Here is a 17,775-nt window from a genome sequence, read left to right as displayed (position 1 = left end):
GTCATTCACTGCTGACGCCGGCGTCAGTAGGGTTGTGATCCATGTCGAGTTCACACGGTCCTCTTGCCGGTATCCGCGTCGTCGAGCTCGCCGGCCTCGGGCCGGCCCCCCATGCATCGCTGCTGCTGGCCGACCTCGGGGCAGACGTGGTGCGGGTGCAACGCCCCGGCGGCGTCCCACCCGAGGGCGCGCCCGCAGATCAGCAACAGCGCGGCAAGACCGTCGTCGAAGCCAATTTGAAGGACCCCGCCGACCTGGAGAAGGTGCTCGGGCTCATCGACCGCGCCGATGTGCTGATCGAAGGCTTCCGGCCGGGGGTCACCGAGCGGATGGGACTGGGCCCGGACGACGTCCACGCTCGGAACCCGAAGCTCGTCTACGGCCGCATGACCGGGTGGGGCCAGGACGGGCCGTGGTCGTCCGTCGCAGGTCACGACATCAACTACATCTCGGTCACCGGCGTGCTCCATGCCATCGGCCGCAAAGGTGAGCGCCCGGTCCCGCCGATGAACATGGTCGGCGACTTCGGAGGTGGCTCGATGTTCCTCGTGTTCGGTATTCTCGCCGCCCTCGTCGAGCGTCAGACGTCGGGAGAGGGACAGGTGGTCGACGCAGCGATGGTCGACGGGACCGTCGCTCTCTCGCACATGATCTGGGGTTTCCGCGGGCAGGGCCTGTGGTCGGACGAGCGCGGGACGAACATGCTGGACACCGGTGCGCCGTACTACGACACCTACGAGACGTCCGACGGCAAGTATGTAGCCGTCGGCGCCATCGAGCCCCAGTTCTACGCGCTTCTGCTGAAGGGTCTCGAACTCGATCCCGCCTCGCTGCCGGATCAGAACGACGTAGCTCGATGGGACAGTCTGCGAACGACGTTCACCGAGACCTTCGCATCGAAGACTCGCGACGAGTGGGCAGCGATCTTCGACGGCACCGATGCGTGCGTGTCGCCGGTGCTGACTTTCGGTGAAGCTCCTCGGCACGCGCATCTCGCGGCGCGAGAGTCGTTGGTGGACATCGACGGCGTTACCCAGCACGCACCGGCGCCGCGGTTCTCCCGTACCGCCGCCGATGTTCCGTCGTCGCCGCCGCGCACCGCGGCGGATCCCGAGACACTCTGGCGCTGATGGACGCCGCCGACTGGGATGCAACTGTGTGGGATACCAAATACGCTGGGCAGGAACTGAAGTGGGGATCGCCGCCCAACCAGTTCGTCGTGGAGTTCACCACGTCACTCCCGCCGGGCCGAGCACTCGACCTCGCGTGCGGTGAGGGACGCAACGCTCTGTGGCTTGCGACGCGTGGGTGGACCGTCGACGCCGTCGACTTCAGTGCAGAGGGGCTGCGCAAGGGTGTAGCGGTGGCGCGGACGGCCACGAACGCCATTCAGAGCCGGCTGAGGTGGGTACGCAAAGACGTGACCGAGCTCATAGTCGAGCCGAACTATGACTTGGTGCTGGTTCTTTACCTTCACCTGCAACCCGGGGCACGGAAACAGGTCGTCGACACGGCAATTTCGGCGTTGAAACCTGAGGGAATCCTCGTGATTTGCGGGCACGATTCGGCCAACCTCACCGATGGCGTCGGCGGTCCGCAGGATCCCCAAATCCTCTACACGCCAGCCGATCTCGTGAACGACATCGACGGACGACTGGACGTTCGAACGGCCGAGACGCGGCGCCGTGACCTTGCAGAAGGATCCGCCCTGGATGCAGTGGTGTTCGCACGTAAAACAGATGTTGGCAGCGCGACCATTCCGGCGTAATATAGCCCTATGTTACCGGCCAGTAGCTTTTGGTCGGCTGGACCGACGTCGGTTTCGACCGTAGCGGCGGTACTCGGAACACAAGAGACCGCACCATCTGAGACGGAGAACGCATCACCATGGGCCATTACAAGAGCAATCTGCGAGACATCGAATTCAACCTGTTCGAGTTGTTCGGCCTGGGCAAGACGCTCGAGTCCGGTCAGTTCGGTGACCTGGACGTCGACACCGCGAAAGACATGCTGACCGAGGTTCGTCGCCTGACCGAAGGCCCGCTTGCCGAGTCGTTCGCGGACGCCGACCGCAATCCCCCCACATTCGACCCCGAAACGCATACGGTGACGCTCCCGGAATCGTTCAAGAAGGCGTACCGCGCCTACCAGGAAGCCGGCTGGGACCACCTCGGCGTCAGCGAAGAACTCGGCGGTATCCCGGTCCCCCGCATGCTGCTCTGGTCCATCGCCGAGATGATTCTCGGATCCAACCCCGCCGCCTTCTTCTACGCCGCGGGCCCGAGCTTCGCGCAGATCCTCGCCGACAACGGCAACGAGCAGCAGAAGAAGTGGGCCGCAATGGCTTCCGAGCGCGGCTGGGGCGCCACGATGGTGCTCACCGAGCCCGACGCCGGATCGGACGTCGGCGCAGGCCGCACCAAGGCCATCGAGCAGTCCGACGGAACGTGGCACATCGAGGGCGTGAAGCGCTTCATCACCTCGGCCGACTCCGACGATCTGTTCGAGAACATCTTCCACCTCGTCTTGGCACGCCCCGAGGGCGGCAAGCCGGGCACCAAGGGCCTCTCGTTGTTCTTCGTACCGAAGTTCCACTTCGATTCCGAGACCGGCGAACTGGGTGAGCGTAACGGCGTCTTCGTCACCAACGTCGAGCACAAGATGGGCCTCAAAGTCTCCGCGACCTGCGAGCTCACCCTCGGTGGGCACGGGGTGCCCGCCAAGGGCTGGTTGGTCGGCGACGTCCACAACGGCATCGCCCAGATGTTCGACGTCATCGAGCACGCTCGCATGATGGTCGGCACCAAGGCCATCTCCACCCTGTCCACCGGCTACCTCACCGCACTCGACTATGCGAAGCAGCGCGTCCAGGGCGCCGACCTGGTGAACAACACGAACAAGGCCGCGCCCCGCGTCACCATCACGCACCACCCCGATGTCCGTCGCAGCCTCATGACGCAGAAGGCGTACGCCGAGGGCATGCGCGCCATCTACCTCTTCACCGCCTCGCACCAGAACGAGCAGACCGCGATGCAGGTGTCGGGAGCCGACAAGGACACCGCGTTCCGCGTGAACGACCTGCTTCTCCCCATCGTCAAGGGATGCGGCAGCGAGAACGCGTACGAGCAGCTCGCGCAAAGCCTGCAGACCCTCGGCGGGTCGGGTTACCTGCAGGACTACCCGATCGAGCAGTACATCCGTGACGCCAAGATCGACTCGCTGTACGAGGGCACCACGGCCATCCAGGCCCAGGACTTCTTCTTCCGCAAGATCGCCCGTGACCGCGGGGTGGCACTCGCGCACATCGCAGGCCAGATCAAGTCGTTCATCGACAGCGAAGCGGGCAACGGTCGGCTCAAGACCGAGCGCGCACTTCTCGCCACTGCTCTCGAGGATGTGCAGGGCATGGTCGCCACGCTCACTCAGCACCTCATGGGCGCACAGGAACAGCCGTCCGAGCTGTACAAGATCGGCCTCGGTTCCGTGCGTCTGCTCATGAGCGTCGGAGAGCTGATGATCGGCTGGCTGCTTCTGCGCCAGTCCGAGGTTGCCATCGCCGCGCTCGACGCCGGTGACACGGGCAAGGACAAGTCCTTCTACGAGGGCAAGATTGCCGTGGCGTCGTTCTTCGCGAAGAACCAGCTGCCCAAGCTGACGGCTACGCGGAACATCCTGTCCAACATCGAGAACGACATCATGGAGCTCGACGAAGCCGCCTTCTGACCCTCCGACCCTCCGACCCTCAGATCGACCCTCGAGCCGCACCTTCTTCTCGAAGGTGCGGCTCGCGTCGTTCGGCGGTGCCTAGACTCGGGCCATGGCAGGCCTCGACACACCGCTGACTCCTCTTCGCTTCCTCGGCCGCGCCGCGGAGGTGTACCCGGACAAGGTCGCCGTCGTCGACGGCGAGCGGACCTTCACGTACACCGAGTTCGCTGCGTTGGTCACGCGGTTCGCCCGCGCGCTGCACGCGTCGGGTATCGATGTGGGTGACCGTGTCGCGTTCATTGCCGCCAACTCCGCCGAACTCTTGGCCGCGCACTACGCCGTTCCCCTGGCGAAGGGCGTACTGGTGGCCATCAACACCCGCCTGTCCGCGGAAGAAGTGCAGTACATCTGCGATCACTCCGGCGCCGTGATGCTGATCGGCGACGCCGCCCTCCTTCCCGACGTGCCCTTCGCGACCGTTCGCGAGATCGTCGAAACACCGAGTGTGGCAGGAGAATTCACTGGCGCAGCCGTACCGTTCGCGGACGTTCTGAGCCGCGGATCCGACGAGGTGATCCCCTGGGAAGTCGACGACGAGACCGCCACGATCACCATCAATTACACGTCCGGCACCACGGGGAGGCCCAAGGGAGTGATGTACACCCACCGCGGCGCCTACCTGAACTCGTTGGGTGAACTGCACCACCAGGGTTTCGGTGTCGACACGAAGTACCTGTGGTCGCTGCCGATGTTCCACTGCAATGGGTGGTGCACCACCTGGGCCGTGACCGCCGCATCGGGCACCCAAGTGTGTCTGCGCGCCGTTCGAGGTGACGTCATGTGGGAGTTGATCGACACGCTCGGCGTCGACCATCTGTGCGGTGCGCCGACGGTACTCACCACCTTGGCGACGGCGTCCGAAGCGCACACGCTGGATCGACCGCTCACCATCGCCACCGCCGGCGCTCCCCCCAGCCCGACGGTCATCGGCAAGATCCGTTCTCTCGGTGCCACTCTCGTGCACGTCTACGGCCTCACCGAGACGTACGGCCCCTACTCGGTGTGCGAGGCCAAAGCCGCATGGAACGATCTCGACCCCGACGAGCAGGCCACCCGACTGGCACGTCAGGGCGTCGGCTTCCTCACCGCCGACCATCTCCGCGTCGTCCGCCAGGACGAACTACCCCTCGTCGACGTCGCCCCCGACGGTGTCGAGATGGGTGAGATCGTCATGCGCGGAAACAACGTCATGAAGGGGTACTACGACGACGTGGACGGCACCACAACAGCTTTCGCCGGCGGGTGGTTCCACTCGGGCGACCTCGGCGTGATGCACCCCGACGGATACGTTCAACTCCTCGACCGCGCCAAGGACGTCGTCATCTCCGGCGGCGAGAACATTTCGACGATCGAGGTCGAGCAGGCACTGGCCAGCCACCCCGCGGTCGCGGACGTCGCCGTTGTCGGTGTGCCGGACGAGAAATGGGGCGAGCGCCCCAAGGCCTTCGTGGTGCTGGTGGCCGGATCGGACGTCACCGGTGACGACCTGGTCGCTCACGTGAAGTCGAAGATTGCGTCGTACAAGGCGCCCGGTGCGGTCGAATTCATCGTGGAGCTGCCGAAGACGTCGACGGGGAAGATCCGCAAGAAGGAACTGCGCGACGCCGAGTGGTCTGCGAGTGAGTCCCGCATCCAGGGCTAAAATCACTTCACCCACTACGAAGGAGCACGGTTGAACAAGCTCGGAGTCATCGGCGGCGGAACCATGGGCGCAGGTATCGCGGAGGTCGCTGCCCGGGCAAGGTCGACCGTGCTGGTCCTCGAACGGGACGAGGAAGCAGCCGACGCAGCAGTGGCGCGCATCGAGAAATCGCTTGCCCGCGCTGTGAAGTCGGGTCGGCTCGACAAGGACGCGTCCGCCGACGCCATCGGGCGCATCACCGTGACCACCACCATCGAGGACTTCGCCGATCGCGAGCTCGTGATCGAAGCCGCGCCGGAAATTCTCGAGTTGAAGGTCGATTTCTTCTCCAAACTCGACGCGATCGTCGGACCGGACACCATTCTCGCAACGAACACGTCGTCGATCCCCGTCATCAAGCTCGCGAACGCGACGAAGAACCCGCAGCGAGTGGTGGGCGTGCACTTCTTCAACCCGGTGCCCGTGTTGCCGCTCGTCGAGATCGTCGTCTCGCTCAAGACGGATCCCACCGTTGTCGACAAGGTCACGTCGTTCGCTCGGGACACGTTGGGCAAGAAGACGATCCAGTCCAAGGACCAGGCAGGCTTCATCGTCAACGCGCTGCTGATCCCCTACCTGTGCTCGGCAATCCGCATGTTCGAATCCGGCTTCGCCAGCGCCGAGGACATCGACGAGGGCATGGTCAGTGGCTGCGCCCACCCGATGGGACCGCTGCGTCTGACGGACACGGTCGGCCTCGACGTCACCCTGGCCGTCGCCGAATCGCTGTACGCGGAGTTCCGCGAGCAGCAGTACGCCCCGCCGGTCTTGTTGCAGCGCATGGTCGATGCGGGCTACCTGGGCCGCAAGACCGGGCGAGGCTTCTACACCTACTGATGCCTGCGCTGCAGAGGCGGTTGGGGGTTCTCGACTCGGTCGTCATCGGGCTGGGCGCGATGGTCGCCTCCGGCATCTTCGTCGCCCTCGGGCCTGCGGCAGCCGCGGCGGGCAGCTATGTGTTCGCCGCGCTCGCTGTCGCGGCCGTGATCGCCTACTGCAACGCCGACTCGTCGGCTCGCCTCGCAGCGCTGTACCCGTCCTCCGGCGGTACGTACGTCTACGGACGTGAACGCCTGGGCCCGTTCTGGGGCTACCTGGCCGGGTGGGGTTTCGTCGTCGGCAAGACGGCTTCGTGTGCTGCGATGGCGCTGACCGTCGGAAGCTACGCCTGGCCTCAGCACGCGAATCTCGTTGCCGTGGCGGCGGTTCTGCTGGTGACGGCCGTCGACTACGTGGGGGTGCAGAAGTCGGCCGTGTTCGCCCGCATCATCCTCGCGATCGTCCTCGCGGTGCTCGCCGTGGTGGTCGTGCTGAGCGTGATAGGTACCAGCGCGCCCTCCTCGTCGGCCCAGTCGTACGGTGTCAGCGGGGTCGTGCAGGGCGCCGGGTTGCTGTTCTTCGCGTTCGCCGGGTATGCGCGTATCGCCACACTCGGCGAGGAGGTGCGCGACCCCGAGCGCACCATTCCGCGCGCGATTCCGACTGCCCTGGCCATCACGTTCGTCGTCTACGCCGCGGTCACGGCGGCCGTCGTTCATGTCCTGGGCATCGACGTCCTCGCCGCGGCGACGGATCCGCTCGCCCTGGCCGTACGGTCGGCAGGATTCGGCTGGGCCGAGTCGGTCGTGCGTGTCGGAGCGGTGGTGGCTGCTGTCGGGTCGTTGTTGTCGCTGCTGCTGGGGGTCTCGCGCACGACGTTCGCCATGGCCAGGGACGGGCATCTGCCGCGCACGCTCTCTTCTGTGCACGCCCGGTTCGGCGGACCGCACCATGCGGAGCTGGCGATCGGGATCGTCGTCGCCGTTGTCGCGGCGACCGTCGACGTACGTCAGGCGATCGGCTTCTCGTCCTTCGCGGTGTTGACCTACTACCTGGTCGCGAACGCGTCGGCGTGGACACTGTCCGGACGCGTACGCAATCGCGTGGTGCCGGCGGTCGGTGCGCTCGGGTGCGTGATGCTGGCGGTGTACCTGCCCGTGTCGTCCGTGCTGGCCGGGCTCGCGGTCCTGGCGGTCGGCGCTATTGCCTACTTCGCCCGAGGGGCCCGTCCGCGGCCCGACCTCGGAGCTCGGTGAAGGGGACTCAGCCGAGGTCGGCAACCAGACGCTCGGCCAAGGGCTTCGTCGACGCCGGGTTCTGCCCGGTGTAGACCGTGCGGTCGACGACGATGTGCGGCCCCCACGCCTCACCCGAGGAGAACGAACCGCCCCCGTCGCGCAGACGCGTCTCGAGGAGCCACGGCGCCTTGTCGGCGAGTCCTGCCTGCGTCTCTTCCTCGTTGGTGAACCCGGTGACGTCGTAACCGGAGAACGCCCACGAGCCATCCGTACGCGTCGCCGGCAGCAACGCCGCCGGAGCGTGACAGACCGCAGAGACGACCTTGTCGCTGTCGAGGAAGTCGACGACGAGCGCGCCGAATTCCTTCGACACTGCGAGGTCTTCCATCGGGCCGTGTCCACCGGGGACGAAGACGACGTCGAAGTCCGACGCCTTCTGGTCCTCCAGCTTCTGCGGGCTCGACAGAATCGAATCGATCTTCTCGAGGTACGCCTTCTGATCGTCGACCTTGGCCTGGTCACCACCGTTGGCATCGACCGCCAGGGAACCCTGGTCGACCGTCGGCTTGACGCCGCCGGGTGTGGCAACGGTGACATTCCAGCCCGCGTCGGTGAACGTGCGGTGCGATTCGACCAATTCTTCGGCCCAGAATCCGGTGGGGTGCTTCGACCCGTCCTTCAGCGTCCAGTGGTCGGCGCCGGTTACCGCGAACAGCAGGTTCGTCATCAATCATGTCCTCTCGTAGACGAGTCGACGGGTACCCACGAGCGGGGCCGTCGAATCGTCAACGTATATGAGAGCCGTTCACGTTCCCGAGAGCCCTGCAGGGCTCGCACCCTCACAGAAGGCTCTCGGGAACGGAACAGGGCCTATCCGCCGACACCCACCCGCACGTCCGGCGCACCGAGCCGGGCGGCGTCGGCGGTCTCGTCGTCGGGCTGCGACTGCGAATCACGTTCGGCCGCAACGCGCTTGCGGTAGTGCTCGACTTCGTCGGCGATGTGTTCGTCCGACCAACCGAGCACTGGAGCAACCAGCGCAGCCACTTCGGCAGCAGCGGCTTCGCCGCGGTCGGCAAGCTCGATCGACACTCGGATACGACGGGTCAGGATGTCGTCGAGATGCTGCGCGCCCTCGTGGCTCGCCGCGTACACGGCTTCGGCCTTGAGATAGTCCGGCGCACTCGACAACGGCTGTCCCAGTGACGGATCCGCGTCGATCAGACCGAGAACCTCACCGGTCAGCGTTCCGTACCGGCCCAGCAGATGTTCCATGCGTCCGACGCGGATGCCCGCACGCTCGGCGGCGAGCTGACGCGCGTTCCACGCCCCGTAGTACCCGTCGGCCCCGACGAGCGGAATCTTCTCGGTCACACATTCCGGGACTCGGCGGTCCAGGTTGTGCACCGCGGAATCGACTGCGTCCTTGGCCATCACACGGTACGTCGTGTATTTGCCACCGGCGATGACGGTCAGCCCACGGACCGGTGAGGACACCGCGTGCTCACGCGACAGCGTGCTCGTCGAGTCGGATTCGCCGTACAACAGCGGACGAAGCCCGGCGTAGACACCGACGACGTCCTTGTGGTCCAACGGATCCTGCAACAGCTTGTTGACGTGCGACAGGATGTAGTCGATATCGCTCTTGCTGGCCGCGGGATGCGCCAGGTCGAGCTTCCAGTCGGTGTCGGTGGTGCCGATGATCCAGTGGCTTCCCCACGGAATCACGAACAGCAGTGACTTCTCGGTGCGCGTGATGATGCCGGTGGAGGAGTTGATGCGATTGCGCGGGATCACCAGGTGCACGCCCTTGGACGCGCGGACCTGAAACTGCCCCCGCCCACCGACCATCTGCTGAATTTCGTCGGTCCAGACACCCGCTGCGTTGATGACCTGCTTGGCGCGGATCTCGAAGGAATCACCGGACTCGAGATCCGTCGCGACGACACCGACCACACGATCCTCTTCCCGAAGGAAGCCCGTCACGCGAACGCTGTTGGCGCACAACGCCCCGTAGGACGCCGCCGTGCGGGCGATCATCATGGTGTGGCGGGCGTCGTCGACCTGGCCCTCGTAGAAGCGCACGGCACCACGAATGGCGGACCGCTTGCCCGACGGGAACGACTCGAGCGTCTTCTTCTTACCCAGGTGCTTGTGGTGCGACGGGACACCCCGGCCGGCGCCCATCACGTCGTAGACGCCGATACCCAGCCCCACGTACGGGCGGTCGATCAGCTTCTCCAGCGGGTAGATGAACGGAACCGGGCGCGCGAGGTGTGGGCACAGGTCGTTCAAGACCAGCGACCGCTCCTTGAGCGCCTCGAACACCAGCGCGAAGTTGAACTGCTCGAGGTAGCGCAGGCCGCCGTGGAAGAGCTTGCTGGAGCGGCTCGACGTTCCGGCGGCGTAGTCCCGTGCTTCGACCAGACCGGTCTTGAGTCCGCGGGTGACCGCGTCGAGGGCAGCGCCGGTGCCGACGACGCCACCACCGATGACGAGAACGTCCATCTCCTCGGACGCAAGGCGGCGGAGTGCTTCGCTACGGGCTTCGGGACTGAGAGCTGTTGTGGTGGAATTCATTCGGCATCGACCCAATCGAGTGTTCGTGTGACGGCTTTCTTCCAGCCGGCGTAGAGCTTCTCGCGCTGGCCCTCGTCCATGGACGGAGTCCACGTCTTGTCTTCGGCCCAGTTCTCGCGAATGTCGTCTTCGCTCGCCCAGAAGCCGACGGCAAGCCCCGCGGCGTACGCGGCGCCGAGTGCCGTGGTTTCGGCAACGACGGGCCTGACTACGTCGACGTTCAAGATGTCGGACTGGAACTGCATGAGCAGCTCGTTCACCACCATACCTCCGTCGACCTTGAGCACTTCGAGGTCGACGCCCGAATCGGCGTTCATTGCCTCGATCACCTCGCGCGTCTGATAGGCCGTGGCCTCGAGTACGGCGCGTGCCAGGTGACCCTTGTTGACGAATCGGGTCAGTCCGACGATGGCACCGCGGGCGTCACTACGCCAGTGCGGAGCGAAGAGGCCGGAGAACGCCGGCACGAAGTAGGCGCCGCCGTTGTCGTCGACGGTCTTGGCGTCGGTCTCGATATCGGCTGCGGTGGAGATCATTCCGAGGTTGTCACGCAGCCACTGGACCAACGAACCGGTGACGGCGATGGACCCCTCGAGGGCGTAGACCGTCGGCTGGTCACCGATCTTGTAGCAGACCGTGGTCAGGAGACCGTTCTTGCTCATGACTTTCTCGGTGCCGGTGTTCAGCAACACGAAATTGCCTGTGCCGTATGTGTTCTTCGCCTCACCCGGAGACAGACACGCCTGACCGAACGTCGCTGCCTGCTGATCGCCGAGGATGCCGGCGATGGGAACGCCGCTGAGGGCACCCCGCTCGCGCACGTTGCCGTAGACCTCGGAGGAGCTACGAATCTCCGGGAGCATCGACGTCGGGATGCCCATGTCGGCGCAGATGCTCTCGTCCCAGCTCAGGGTGTCGAGGTCCATGAGCAGTGTGCGCGATGCGTTGGTCGGGTCGGTGTAGTGCAGACCGCCGTCGACGCCGCCGGTCATGTTCCACAGCACCCAGGTGTCCATGTTTCCGAAGCACAGCTCGCCCGCGTCGGCCTTGGCCTGCGCGCCGTCCACGTTGTCCAGAATCCACTTGACCTTGGGCCCCGAGAAGTACGTCGCCAACGGCAATCCTGTTGTGGCGGTGTACTTGTTGGCGTCGCCGCCGCCGAGCTTGGTGACGATGCGGTCGGTGCGGGTGTCCTGCCACACGATGGCGTTGTAGACGGGCTTACCCGTCGCGCGCTCCCATACCAATGCGGTCTCGCGCTGGTTGGTGATGCCGACAGCGGCGATGTCGCTCGGCCGCAGGTCGGCCTTGGCGAGGGCAGCTGCGGTGACGCTGCGGACGTTCTCCCAGATCTCGACGGCGTCGTGCTCGACCCACCCGGCCTGCGGGAAGATCTGCTGATGTTCCTTCTGGTCGACGGCCACCACGGTGCCCTTGTGGTCGAAGATCATGCACCGCGACGACGTGGTGCCCTGGTCGATCGCTGCGACGTAACGAGTCTCGGTCATCAGTGTGTCCCCTTGTCGGTAGCTGTGGTCTTCTCGGCCGGAAGTCGGCCCGGCTCTTGGTCTTCGTCGGATTCGTCTTCAGATGGCAGGAATCGGCCCACCAGATTGTCGTACAACAGCACGCCGATGGGGCCGCCGATCAACGGTCCGACGATGGGAACCCAGAAGTAGAGGCTGCCGTACTGATCGCGCCATGCCCCACCGTATCCCGTGATGTACGACGCGAGGCGAGGTCCGAGATCACGAGCCGGGTTGATGGCGTACCCGGCATTGGTGCCCCACGCGAAACCGATGGCGACGACGATGAGGCCGATGATCAGCGGGGCCATGTTGGCCAGCGGAGGACTGTTGCGCGTGTCGGTGACGGCCACGATCAGGAAAAGGAGGATCGCCGTGCCGATGATCTGGTCGATCAGCGCCGACTGGAGGCTGACGGGCAGAGTGCCGTTGCCGGGCAGCGTCGAGAAGATGGTCTGGGTCGCGGTGGTGTGGCCGGGGTCGATGGCGTTGATCATGTCGTTGTAGTTCCAGCGCACGATGAGGGCGGCGACGAACGCGCCGACGAACTGCGCGACCACGTACGGCGCGACCTTCGACCACGAGAACCCGCGGAACAACGCGAGCGAGAACGTGACCGCCGGATTCAAGTGGGCGCCGGTGGCGCGACCGGCCACGTAGACGCCGAACATGACGCCGAGTCCCCAGGCCCACGCGATCGAATCGTGTCCGCCGAGGCTGCCGGCCTCGCCGCCCGACACGACCTGAGCGACAACGCCCGCTCCGAACAGAATCAAGATCAACGTTCCCGCGAACTCTGCTGCCATCTCGGCGGGCAGACCCCATTTCGCGACCTTCGTCGCCATAGTCTTTCCTCTTCCCTCAGCATGTGATCCAGGCCATACGCTGGACCGAAACCCATGCTAGGCGGCCTGCACGTTTACACAACAGTTGTGCACGTATGTGCAGAATGTGACGGAACTCAACACTGTGTGCTCTCGCGTGTGGTTTAGCGTGACCCCATGCCGGCACAGGATCACGACGCACCGAACGCCACCGATCCGCGCACGGCAGACGCACTTCGAGCGGCCAGGCTCTACTTCTTCCAGGACCTGACCATGGCCGCGATCGGCCGCGAACTCGGGGTGTCCCGATCCACCGTCTCGCGACTGATCACCTACGCGCGCACATCCGGTCTCGTCGAGATCAAGATCAGCACAGCACTCGGTCAGGCTCCGGGAATCGAACGGGCATTCGCCGACCGATACGGAGTGCGCGCGCACGTCGTGCCCGTCGCCGAGACCGTCAGCGACATCGAGACGCTCGATCGCGTCACGATGTTCGCCGGCCGACTCCTCACCACGTTCTTCGGATCCGACATGGTGATGGGCGTCGCCTGGGGCACGACGATCAGCGCGATGAGCAGGCAGTTGGCCCCGAAGAGGACGTACAATTCGCACGTCGTGCAACTGAACGGGGCAGCGAACACGCGCACGACCGGAGTGTCGTACGCGACGGACATCGTGCGCGCAGTCGCCGACGCGTACGGCGCTCTGCCGCAGGGCTTTCCGGTTCCGGCCTTCTTCGACTATCCCGAGACCCGGCGGATGCTCTGGCGCGAACGCAGCATCAAACGCGTACTCGACCTGCAGGATCGGATGGACCTCGCGGTCTTCGGCATCGGCGTCCACGGCGGACCGGTGCCCAGCCACGTTCACAGCGCCGGTTACCTCGAACAGAAGGATCTCGAAGAATTGGCCCGCGACGGTGTCGTCGGGGACATCGCCACCGTGTTCCTGCGCGCCGACGGCAGTTACGGCGGTATCGCGCTGAACGAGCGGTCGAGCGGACCGAGCCTCGATCGGCTCAAAGCCGTACCGCGCAGGCTGTGCATCGTGGCGGGCGAGAACAAGGTCACCGCGCTCCGCGCCGCCCTCGCCGGGGGCCTGATCACCGACCTCGTGATCGACGACCTCAGTGCGGCAACGCTGTTGGTGCGGGACTGAGTCGCACTCAGCCGCCGTCAGTCTTCGAGCAGCCTGCGCAACTTGCTGCCGTGGAACACGATCGGGTCGATCTCCGTCGACACCGACAGCGCGTTGATCTGCAGCAGCACGATCGCGTGGTCGCCGGCCGGCACTTCACGGGTCACGGTCGTGTCGAGCCACGCACCGGCGCCGCCGATGAAGATGGCCCCCTCGGGCGTCGTCTCCGTGGTGAGGCCTTCGAACCGGTCGCCGGTCTTGGAGGCGAGGGTGCGTACGGCGACGTCGTGGGATTCACCGAGCACGCTCACCCCGATGTTGCTGGCGGAGGCGAACTTCGGCCACGTGTTGGAGGTGTTCTGAACGCAGAACGCCACCAGCGGAGGGTCGATGGACACCGGGACGAAGCTGCTCGCGGCAAGACCCACGGGGACACCGTCGATCAGCGCGGCGATCGCGACGACGCCCGTCGGGAACGTTCCGTACGCCTCACGCAGAGAGATCGGGTCGAGGTCGGTGTTGGTCAGTGGCATGGAGATCATTCGCCCATCTGTTTCTATTGGCACTGCGCGCTTTTATTGGCACTGCACTACGGGCACCGGGTCGTACTTCACGGTGCGGGTGTTCCTGGACAGTTCTGCGCCACTCGCGGCGTCGGACACGACCCGAGTGTCGCTGGCGGTGAAGCCGTTTGCGCCACTCGACGCCACGCACTGCTCGCCTCGCGGCAACCGGATCGTCTCCGGTGTCGTCGGAAGCGTGCGGTCGCCGGTGATCGATTCCACGTCGACGGTCTTGGTTCCCCACAACCGCACCGTCACGTTCGACGACGTCGCGACGGCGTCGATCAGCACACCGGTCGTGCCCGGGTTGCGGAATTTCAGGTCGATGGCGCCTTCGAAGATGGTCGCCTCGCGCGCCTCCGGGTAGCGGCTGATGTAGTAGCTGTGCTCGGTGTGTTCGACGTCGTCCATCCCCGCGAAATACCCGGCGTTGTAGAGCGTCGTCGCGAGCTGTGAGATACCGCCGCCCACCGCGCGCTGCGGCCGCCCGTCGTCGATGATTCCCGATTCGACGAACCCGCGATCCGTGCCGCGGGGACCGGTGTAGTCGTTGAACGAGAAGGTGGTGCCCGGCAGGACGAGCGCTCCGTTGATGAGCTGCGCGGCCAACCCGATGTTCACACCCGACGCGTATTCGAAGCCGCCCGTCGTGTACTCGCCGATGACCTCGTTCACCCCCAGACCTTCTGCAGCGGCCGTGGTGAGCGCGGGCGGGGTCGTGCCGTACTGCGCGGGCGCAGAACGATTCTCGGTGGTCAAGAGGTCGGGAAGCGCTTCGAGCGTCGCCGGCCACTGCACCGTGTACCCGTCGACACCGGCGACGACGGTCGGTCTGCCGGTGGCGAGAGTGAATCGTGCGTCGACGGGTCTGCGCTCGCTTCCGACCAGCTGAGGAGCCAGAATCGACGTCGCCGCATCGATGTCGTACGACGGCATGAGACCGCCGTCGCCGTTCGGGGCGAAGGACAGAACCGCGCCGACCTGCTCGGGGGCGAGCGTCGCGATCGCATTGTTCTCGCCGGTGATCGTGATCGGCCCCGAGACGGCAGGTTGCGCGACGTCCGTGAGGGCCGACTCGATGCCGTCCCTCGTCACCGACACCGGAGTGCTCGAGACCGGGAGGTCGACGGGAGAGCCGGATGCCCAGTCCGCCGAGAGTGCGTCGGCTGCGCCCGCGGCGTCGAGGATCTGACCGTCTTCGGGGTCCACGACCCGTGGTACCGCTCCGTCGAAGACGATGGAACCTTCGACCGGTTCGCGGTCGGTGACCGGCCGTAAACCGTCCACCGCGGCAGCCAGCGCAGCGTCGTCGACGGTGGACGCGACCCCTATCTCTCGATGCGTGAACAGCGACGCGATCCGCGTGAACGGCGAAAGAGGTTGCGCACCAGCGCGATCGAGCGTTGCAGTCCAGTCGACCTGCAGGCCGGCCACCGACGGAACGACCTCCGCGGTCGCATCCCCGGCGCGGACGGCCACCGGCTGGTCCGCGCGCGGACCGAGTGTCGAGCGCAGCTGCGACTCGGCATCGTCGAAGCTCTTACCCCCGACCTGGACACCGGCGACCGACACTCCACGCGGCACTCGCTCGGAGGAGCTGACCCAATCCACCGCGTAGGCAGCCGCGCCGAGTAGAACAACGGCACCGGCACCCAGGGCGATCTTGCGCCACGGGACGTCGCCCGACCGCGAGCCACCGTTGGACGGCGTCACGCCGGCAAGCACCTGCGTGTCCTGTTCGGTGTTCGGGGTCGGTTTCTCGTCGTTCTCGTTACCCCGCTCCATGCATCCAGAGTATCTGCTGGACCGAGGACCCGACGTTCGACCGGTTCGGCCGCGAGGTGTGAAAAGGCTCCGCACCTCTACCGGGTCGGGGGTCAGGCAGAAGTGCGGAGCCACTGGAAGTATCGCCTGCCTTTGGGAACTGTTACAAGTCGAATGTCGCTGAATGGCGCTATTCATTCGATCGAATGAACCGCGGCACGTCGAGGTGCTCCGCGACTCGTTCGGAAATGGCCTGATTGCAGGTCGGAAGGCAGATTCGTGACCATTCTGCGGCATGGAAATCGTCCGATCGCCGGTCCATTACACGATTGGCGGGTGGATCTCCGGTGGTCGACGCCGATCATGGGTTCGACGATGCACGACTCGAAGTCGCACGTGAAGAGATGCGATCACCGCGAGCGAAAAGGATTTCTCACGAGTCCCAGTCGACCCGAGCCGCGAGATCGTGCAGAACAGCTCGTCGCACCTCGTTCGATTCCCCGATCCACGCAATCACCCCGTAGACGTGACTGCGAAAGTCCGGGAGTCCGTCGCGGTTCTGCTCGGATGCACCCGTGATCGAGCAGTTGTGCAGCAACGCGCGCAGAGCGTCGTAGCGTGCTCTCGGTACGGCGGCGGACTCGTTCACCACCAGTCCGGCCAGGACCTGTCGGCGATGTGCGCGTCGGATCCGCGTCTTTCGGACGTTGACCGAAAAGCCCTCCGCCCGAACGATTGTCGTCACGACAGTGATCAGCTTGTCCACCCGTACGTCCGCCGAACCGGAGAACGCGAGATCGTCCGCATATCGGGTGTACGTCAGCCCGTTCTTACGCGCGAACCCTGCGAGTCTCCGATCGAGCCTGCGCGCAACCAGATTGGCGAGGGCAGGTGAGGTGGGAGCGCCCTGCGGCAGGTGCGGCGCACGCAGCGCCACCGCCCGATCGTGAGGCAATCCGGACAACCGCTCCGCCGGAGTTTCGGTGGTACAGATTCCGGCCAAGGTACGGGCCACGGTTCGCGGATACCCGGCCGACGCGAAGATCGCGGCCACTCGAGGTCGGCGGATCGAGGTGAAGAAGTCGGCAAGATCCATCCGGATCACGACGTCGGCGTACTCGTGCGGCCGCGCGAACGTCACCGCGCTGCGGCCGCGCACGAAACCGTGCGCGGCATCGTGCGGTGGGATCCGGTCCAGTATCCGGGTCAGCAACCGCCGTTGCATCTCACGCAGTCGAGGTTTCGGAACCTCCAGGAGTCGGTGGCCGTCACGCTTGTCGATCGTACGAGTTCGGTAGTGCTGCAACGGATACGGTTTGGTTCTCAACCATCCGCCGAGGTCAGCGAACCACTCGAGTTCCCACGGGGTCACGTCGAGGGACCTCGCAAGGTCGATGTTGCTCGAGTATCGGGGAACGTCGAAATGCCATGACGGCGGCTTCGGCCGTGGCGGCAGGTACATCGGCAGTACGGGCATCCCGCGCAGGAGCGACAGCCCACTCTCGACGTCCAGCGGCGCCGACGGCATGAGGTCGAGCAGCCGGGTGACGAGCGCATCCACGTCGTGCCGGTGAGAGAAGGACTCCAGTGCTTCCTCGAGCCCGGACCGAGTCCATCGGGCGTCGACAAGCATGCGAGCGATCCTGGGCGCGAACGCTTTCCACCACGGGTTCACGGCACGCGATGCACAGCGGTGCGGGGCGACCTGCTTCTTCCGTCCGCGGAGCAGCGCAGCACGCGGAGCGTGCACTCCTGCTTCGGACGCAGTGACCGATGAAGATGTTCGCCCCAGGGGTTACCCCTGAGATGGGCCTCGATGGTGGCAGACCCGCTCTCGCCCCGCATCCGCTGCACGGGGCAAGCTTACCGGCA

General features: G+C 65.5%; 14 protein-coding genes. 7 read left to right on the top strand and 7 right to left on the bottom strand.

The annotated features are described in order from the left end of the window. The first annotated feature begins 41 nt into the window (after positions 1–41). From IEW02_RS02260 to IEW02_RS02235, 6 genes are all read left to right on the top strand, one after another. Positions 42–1,130 carry a CaiB/BaiF CoA transferase family protein gene (locus tag IEW02_RS02260; RefSeq protein WP_188543072.1) on the top strand — a complete coding sequence of 363 codons (1,089 nt, stop codon included), beginning with the start codon at positions 42–44 and terminating at the stop codon, positions 1,128–1,130. Continuing rightward, complete coding sequence (locus IEW02_RS02255) at positions 1,130–1,768, top strand: class I SAM-dependent methyltransferase (protein ID WP_188543071.1); 639 nt, start codon at positions 1,130–1,132, stop codon at positions 1,766–1,768. Before IEW02_RS02260 ends, IEW02_RS02255 begins: the two co-directional genes overlap by 1 nt. A gap of 119 nt (positions 1,769–1,887) precedes the next feature. Beyond that, positions 1,888–3,723 carry an acyl-CoA dehydrogenase gene (locus IEW02_RS02250; RefSeq protein WP_188543070.1) on the top strand — a complete coding sequence of 612 codons (1,836 nt, stop codon included), beginning with the start codon at positions 1,888–1,890 and terminating at the stop codon, positions 3,721–3,723. Between the two features lie 94 nt (positions 3,724–3,817). Beyond that, positions 3,818–5,410 carry an AMP-binding protein gene (locus IEW02_RS02245; RefSeq protein WP_188543069.1) on the top strand — a complete coding sequence of 531 codons (1,593 nt, stop codon included), beginning with the start codon at positions 3,818–3,820 and terminating at the stop codon, positions 5,408–5,410. A 30-nt stretch (positions 5,411–5,440) separates the two neighbouring features. After that, positions 5,441–6,286, top strand: a complete 846-nt coding sequence (locus IEW02_RS02240; RefSeq protein WP_188543068.1) for a 3-hydroxybutyryl-CoA dehydrogenase — start codon at positions 5,441–5,443, stop codon at positions 6,284–6,286. Then, the gene (locus tag IEW02_RS02235) at positions 6,286–7,524 is read left to right on the top strand and encodes an APC family permease (protein WP_188543067.1); all 1,239 of its coding nucleotides are present in this window, start codon (positions 6,286–6,288) and stop codon (positions 7,522–7,524) included. The genes IEW02_RS02240 and IEW02_RS02235 overlap by 1 nt, the downstream gene beginning before the upstream one ends. Before the next feature lie 7 nt (positions 7,525–7,531). Here IEW02_RS02235 and IEW02_RS02230 read toward each other — a convergent pair whose 3' ends face one another. The 4 genes from IEW02_RS02230 to IEW02_RS02215 all read right to left on the bottom strand — a co-directional run bounded on the left by IEW02_RS02230 (position 7,532) and on the right by IEW02_RS02215 (position 12,457). Next, a complete protein-coding gene (locus IEW02_RS02230) occupies positions 7,532–8,233 on the bottom strand; it encodes a type 1 glutamine amidotransferase domain-containing protein (RefSeq protein ID WP_188543066.1) in 702 nt (233 codons plus the stop codon). 143 nt (positions 8,234–8,376) lie between these two features. Beyond that, positions 8,377–10,086, bottom strand: a complete 1,710-nt coding sequence (locus tag IEW02_RS02225) for a glycerol-3-phosphate dehydrogenase/oxidase (RefSeq protein WP_188543065.1) — start codon at positions 10,084–10,086, stop codon at positions 8,377–8,379. Next, complete coding sequence (glpK, locus tag IEW02_RS02220; RefSeq protein WP_188543064.1) at positions 10,083–11,594, bottom strand: glycerol kinase GlpK; 1,512 nt, start codon at positions 11,592–11,594, stop codon at positions 10,083–10,085. The genes IEW02_RS02225 and glpK overlap by 4 nt, the downstream gene beginning before the upstream one ends. Further along, positions 11,594–12,457 carry an MIP/aquaporin family protein gene (locus tag IEW02_RS02215; RefSeq protein ID WP_188543063.1) on the bottom strand — a complete coding sequence of 288 codons (864 nt, stop codon included), beginning with the start codon at positions 12,455–12,457 and terminating at the stop codon, positions 11,594–11,596. The genes glpK and IEW02_RS02215 overlap by 1 nt, the downstream gene beginning before the upstream one ends. A 156-nt stretch (positions 12,458–12,613) precedes the next feature. On the opposite strand from IEW02_RS02215, the gene IEW02_RS02210 reads away from it, so the two are divergent. Further along, positions 12,614–13,597 (top strand): sugar-binding transcriptional regulator, encoded by a 984-nt coding sequence (locus tag IEW02_RS02210; protein ID WP_188543062.1) that lies wholly within the window; start codon positions 12,614–12,616, stop codon positions 13,595–13,597. 17 nt (positions 13,598–13,614) lie between these two features. Here IEW02_RS02210 and IEW02_RS02205 read toward each other — a convergent pair whose 3' ends face one another. From IEW02_RS02205 to IEW02_RS02195, 3 genes are all read right to left on the bottom strand, one after another. Continuing rightward, positions 13,615–14,109, bottom strand: a complete 495-nt coding sequence (locus IEW02_RS02205) for a flavin reductase family protein (RefSeq protein ID WP_188543949.1) — start codon at positions 14,107–14,109, stop codon at positions 13,615–13,617. A 42-nt stretch (positions 14,110–14,151) separates the two neighbouring features. Then, positions 14,152–15,924 carry a VanW family protein gene (locus tag IEW02_RS02200; protein WP_229745732.1) on the bottom strand — a complete coding sequence of 591 codons (1,773 nt, stop codon included), beginning with the start codon at positions 15,922–15,924 and terminating at the stop codon, positions 14,152–14,154. A gap of 412 nt (positions 15,925–16,336) precedes the next feature. After that, positions 16,337–17,536 carry a reverse transcriptase family protein gene (locus IEW02_RS02195; RefSeq protein WP_188543060.1) on the bottom strand — a complete coding sequence of 400 codons (1,200 nt, stop codon included), beginning with the start codon at positions 17,534–17,536 and terminating at the stop codon, positions 16,337–16,339. Positions 17,537–17,775 lie beyond the last annotated feature (239 nt).

Origin of the sequence: Rhodococcoides trifolii (genome assembly GCF_014635345.1) — a bacterium.
Taxonomy (GTDB): domain Bacteria; phylum Actinomycetota; class Actinomycetes; order Mycobacteriales; family Mycobacteriaceae; genus Rhodococcoides; species Rhodococcoides trifolii.
This window is presented reverse-complemented; position numbering and strand designations above follow the sequence as displayed.

Coding starts and splice junctions, on each gene's coding strand:
- IEW02_RS02260 (WP_188543072.1), top strand. CDS start 42: ATGTCGAGTTCACACGGTCCTCTTGCCGGTATCCGCGTCGTCGAGCTC.
- IEW02_RS02255 (WP_188543071.1), top strand. CDS start 1,130: ATGGACGCCGCCGACTGGGATGCAACTGTGTGGGATACCAAATACGCT.
- IEW02_RS02250 (WP_188543070.1), top strand. CDS start 1,888: ATGGGCCATTACAAGAGCAATCTGCGAGACATCGAATTCAACCTGTTC.
- IEW02_RS02245 (WP_188543069.1), top strand. CDS start 3,818: ATGGCAGGCCTCGACACACCGCTGACTCCTCTTCGCTTCCTCGGCCGC.
- IEW02_RS02235 (WP_188543067.1), top strand. CDS start 6,286: ATGCCTGCGCTGCAGAGGCGGTTGGGGGTTCTCGACTCGGTCGTCATC.
- IEW02_RS02230 (WP_188543066.1), bottom strand. CDS start 8,233: ATGACGAACCTGCTGTTCGCGGTAACCGGCGCCGACCACTGGACGCTG.
- IEW02_RS02225 (WP_188543065.1), bottom strand. CDS start 10,086: ATGAATTCCACCACAACAGCTCTCAGTCCCGAAGCCCGTAGCGAAGCA.
- glpK (WP_188543064.1), bottom strand. CDS start 11,594: ATGACCGAGACTCGTTACGTCGCAGCGATCGACCAGGGCACCACGTCG.
- IEW02_RS02215 (WP_188543063.1), bottom strand. CDS start 12,457: ATGGCGACGAAGGTCGCGAAATGGGGTCTGCCCGCCGAGATGGCAGCA.
- IEW02_RS02210 (WP_188543062.1), top strand. CDS start 12,614: ATGCCGGCACAGGATCACGACGCACCGAACGCCACCGATCCGCGCACG.
- IEW02_RS02205 (WP_188543949.1), bottom strand. CDS start 14,109: ATGCCACTGACCAACACCGACCTCGACCCGATCTCTCTGCGTGAGGCG.
- IEW02_RS02200 (WP_229745732.1), bottom strand. CDS start 15,924: ATGGAGCGGGGTAACGAGAACGACGAGAAACCGACCCCGAACACCGAA.
- IEW02_RS02195 (WP_188543060.1), bottom strand. CDS start 17,536: ATGCTTGTCGACGCCCGATGGACTCGGTCCGGGCTCGAGGAAGCACTG.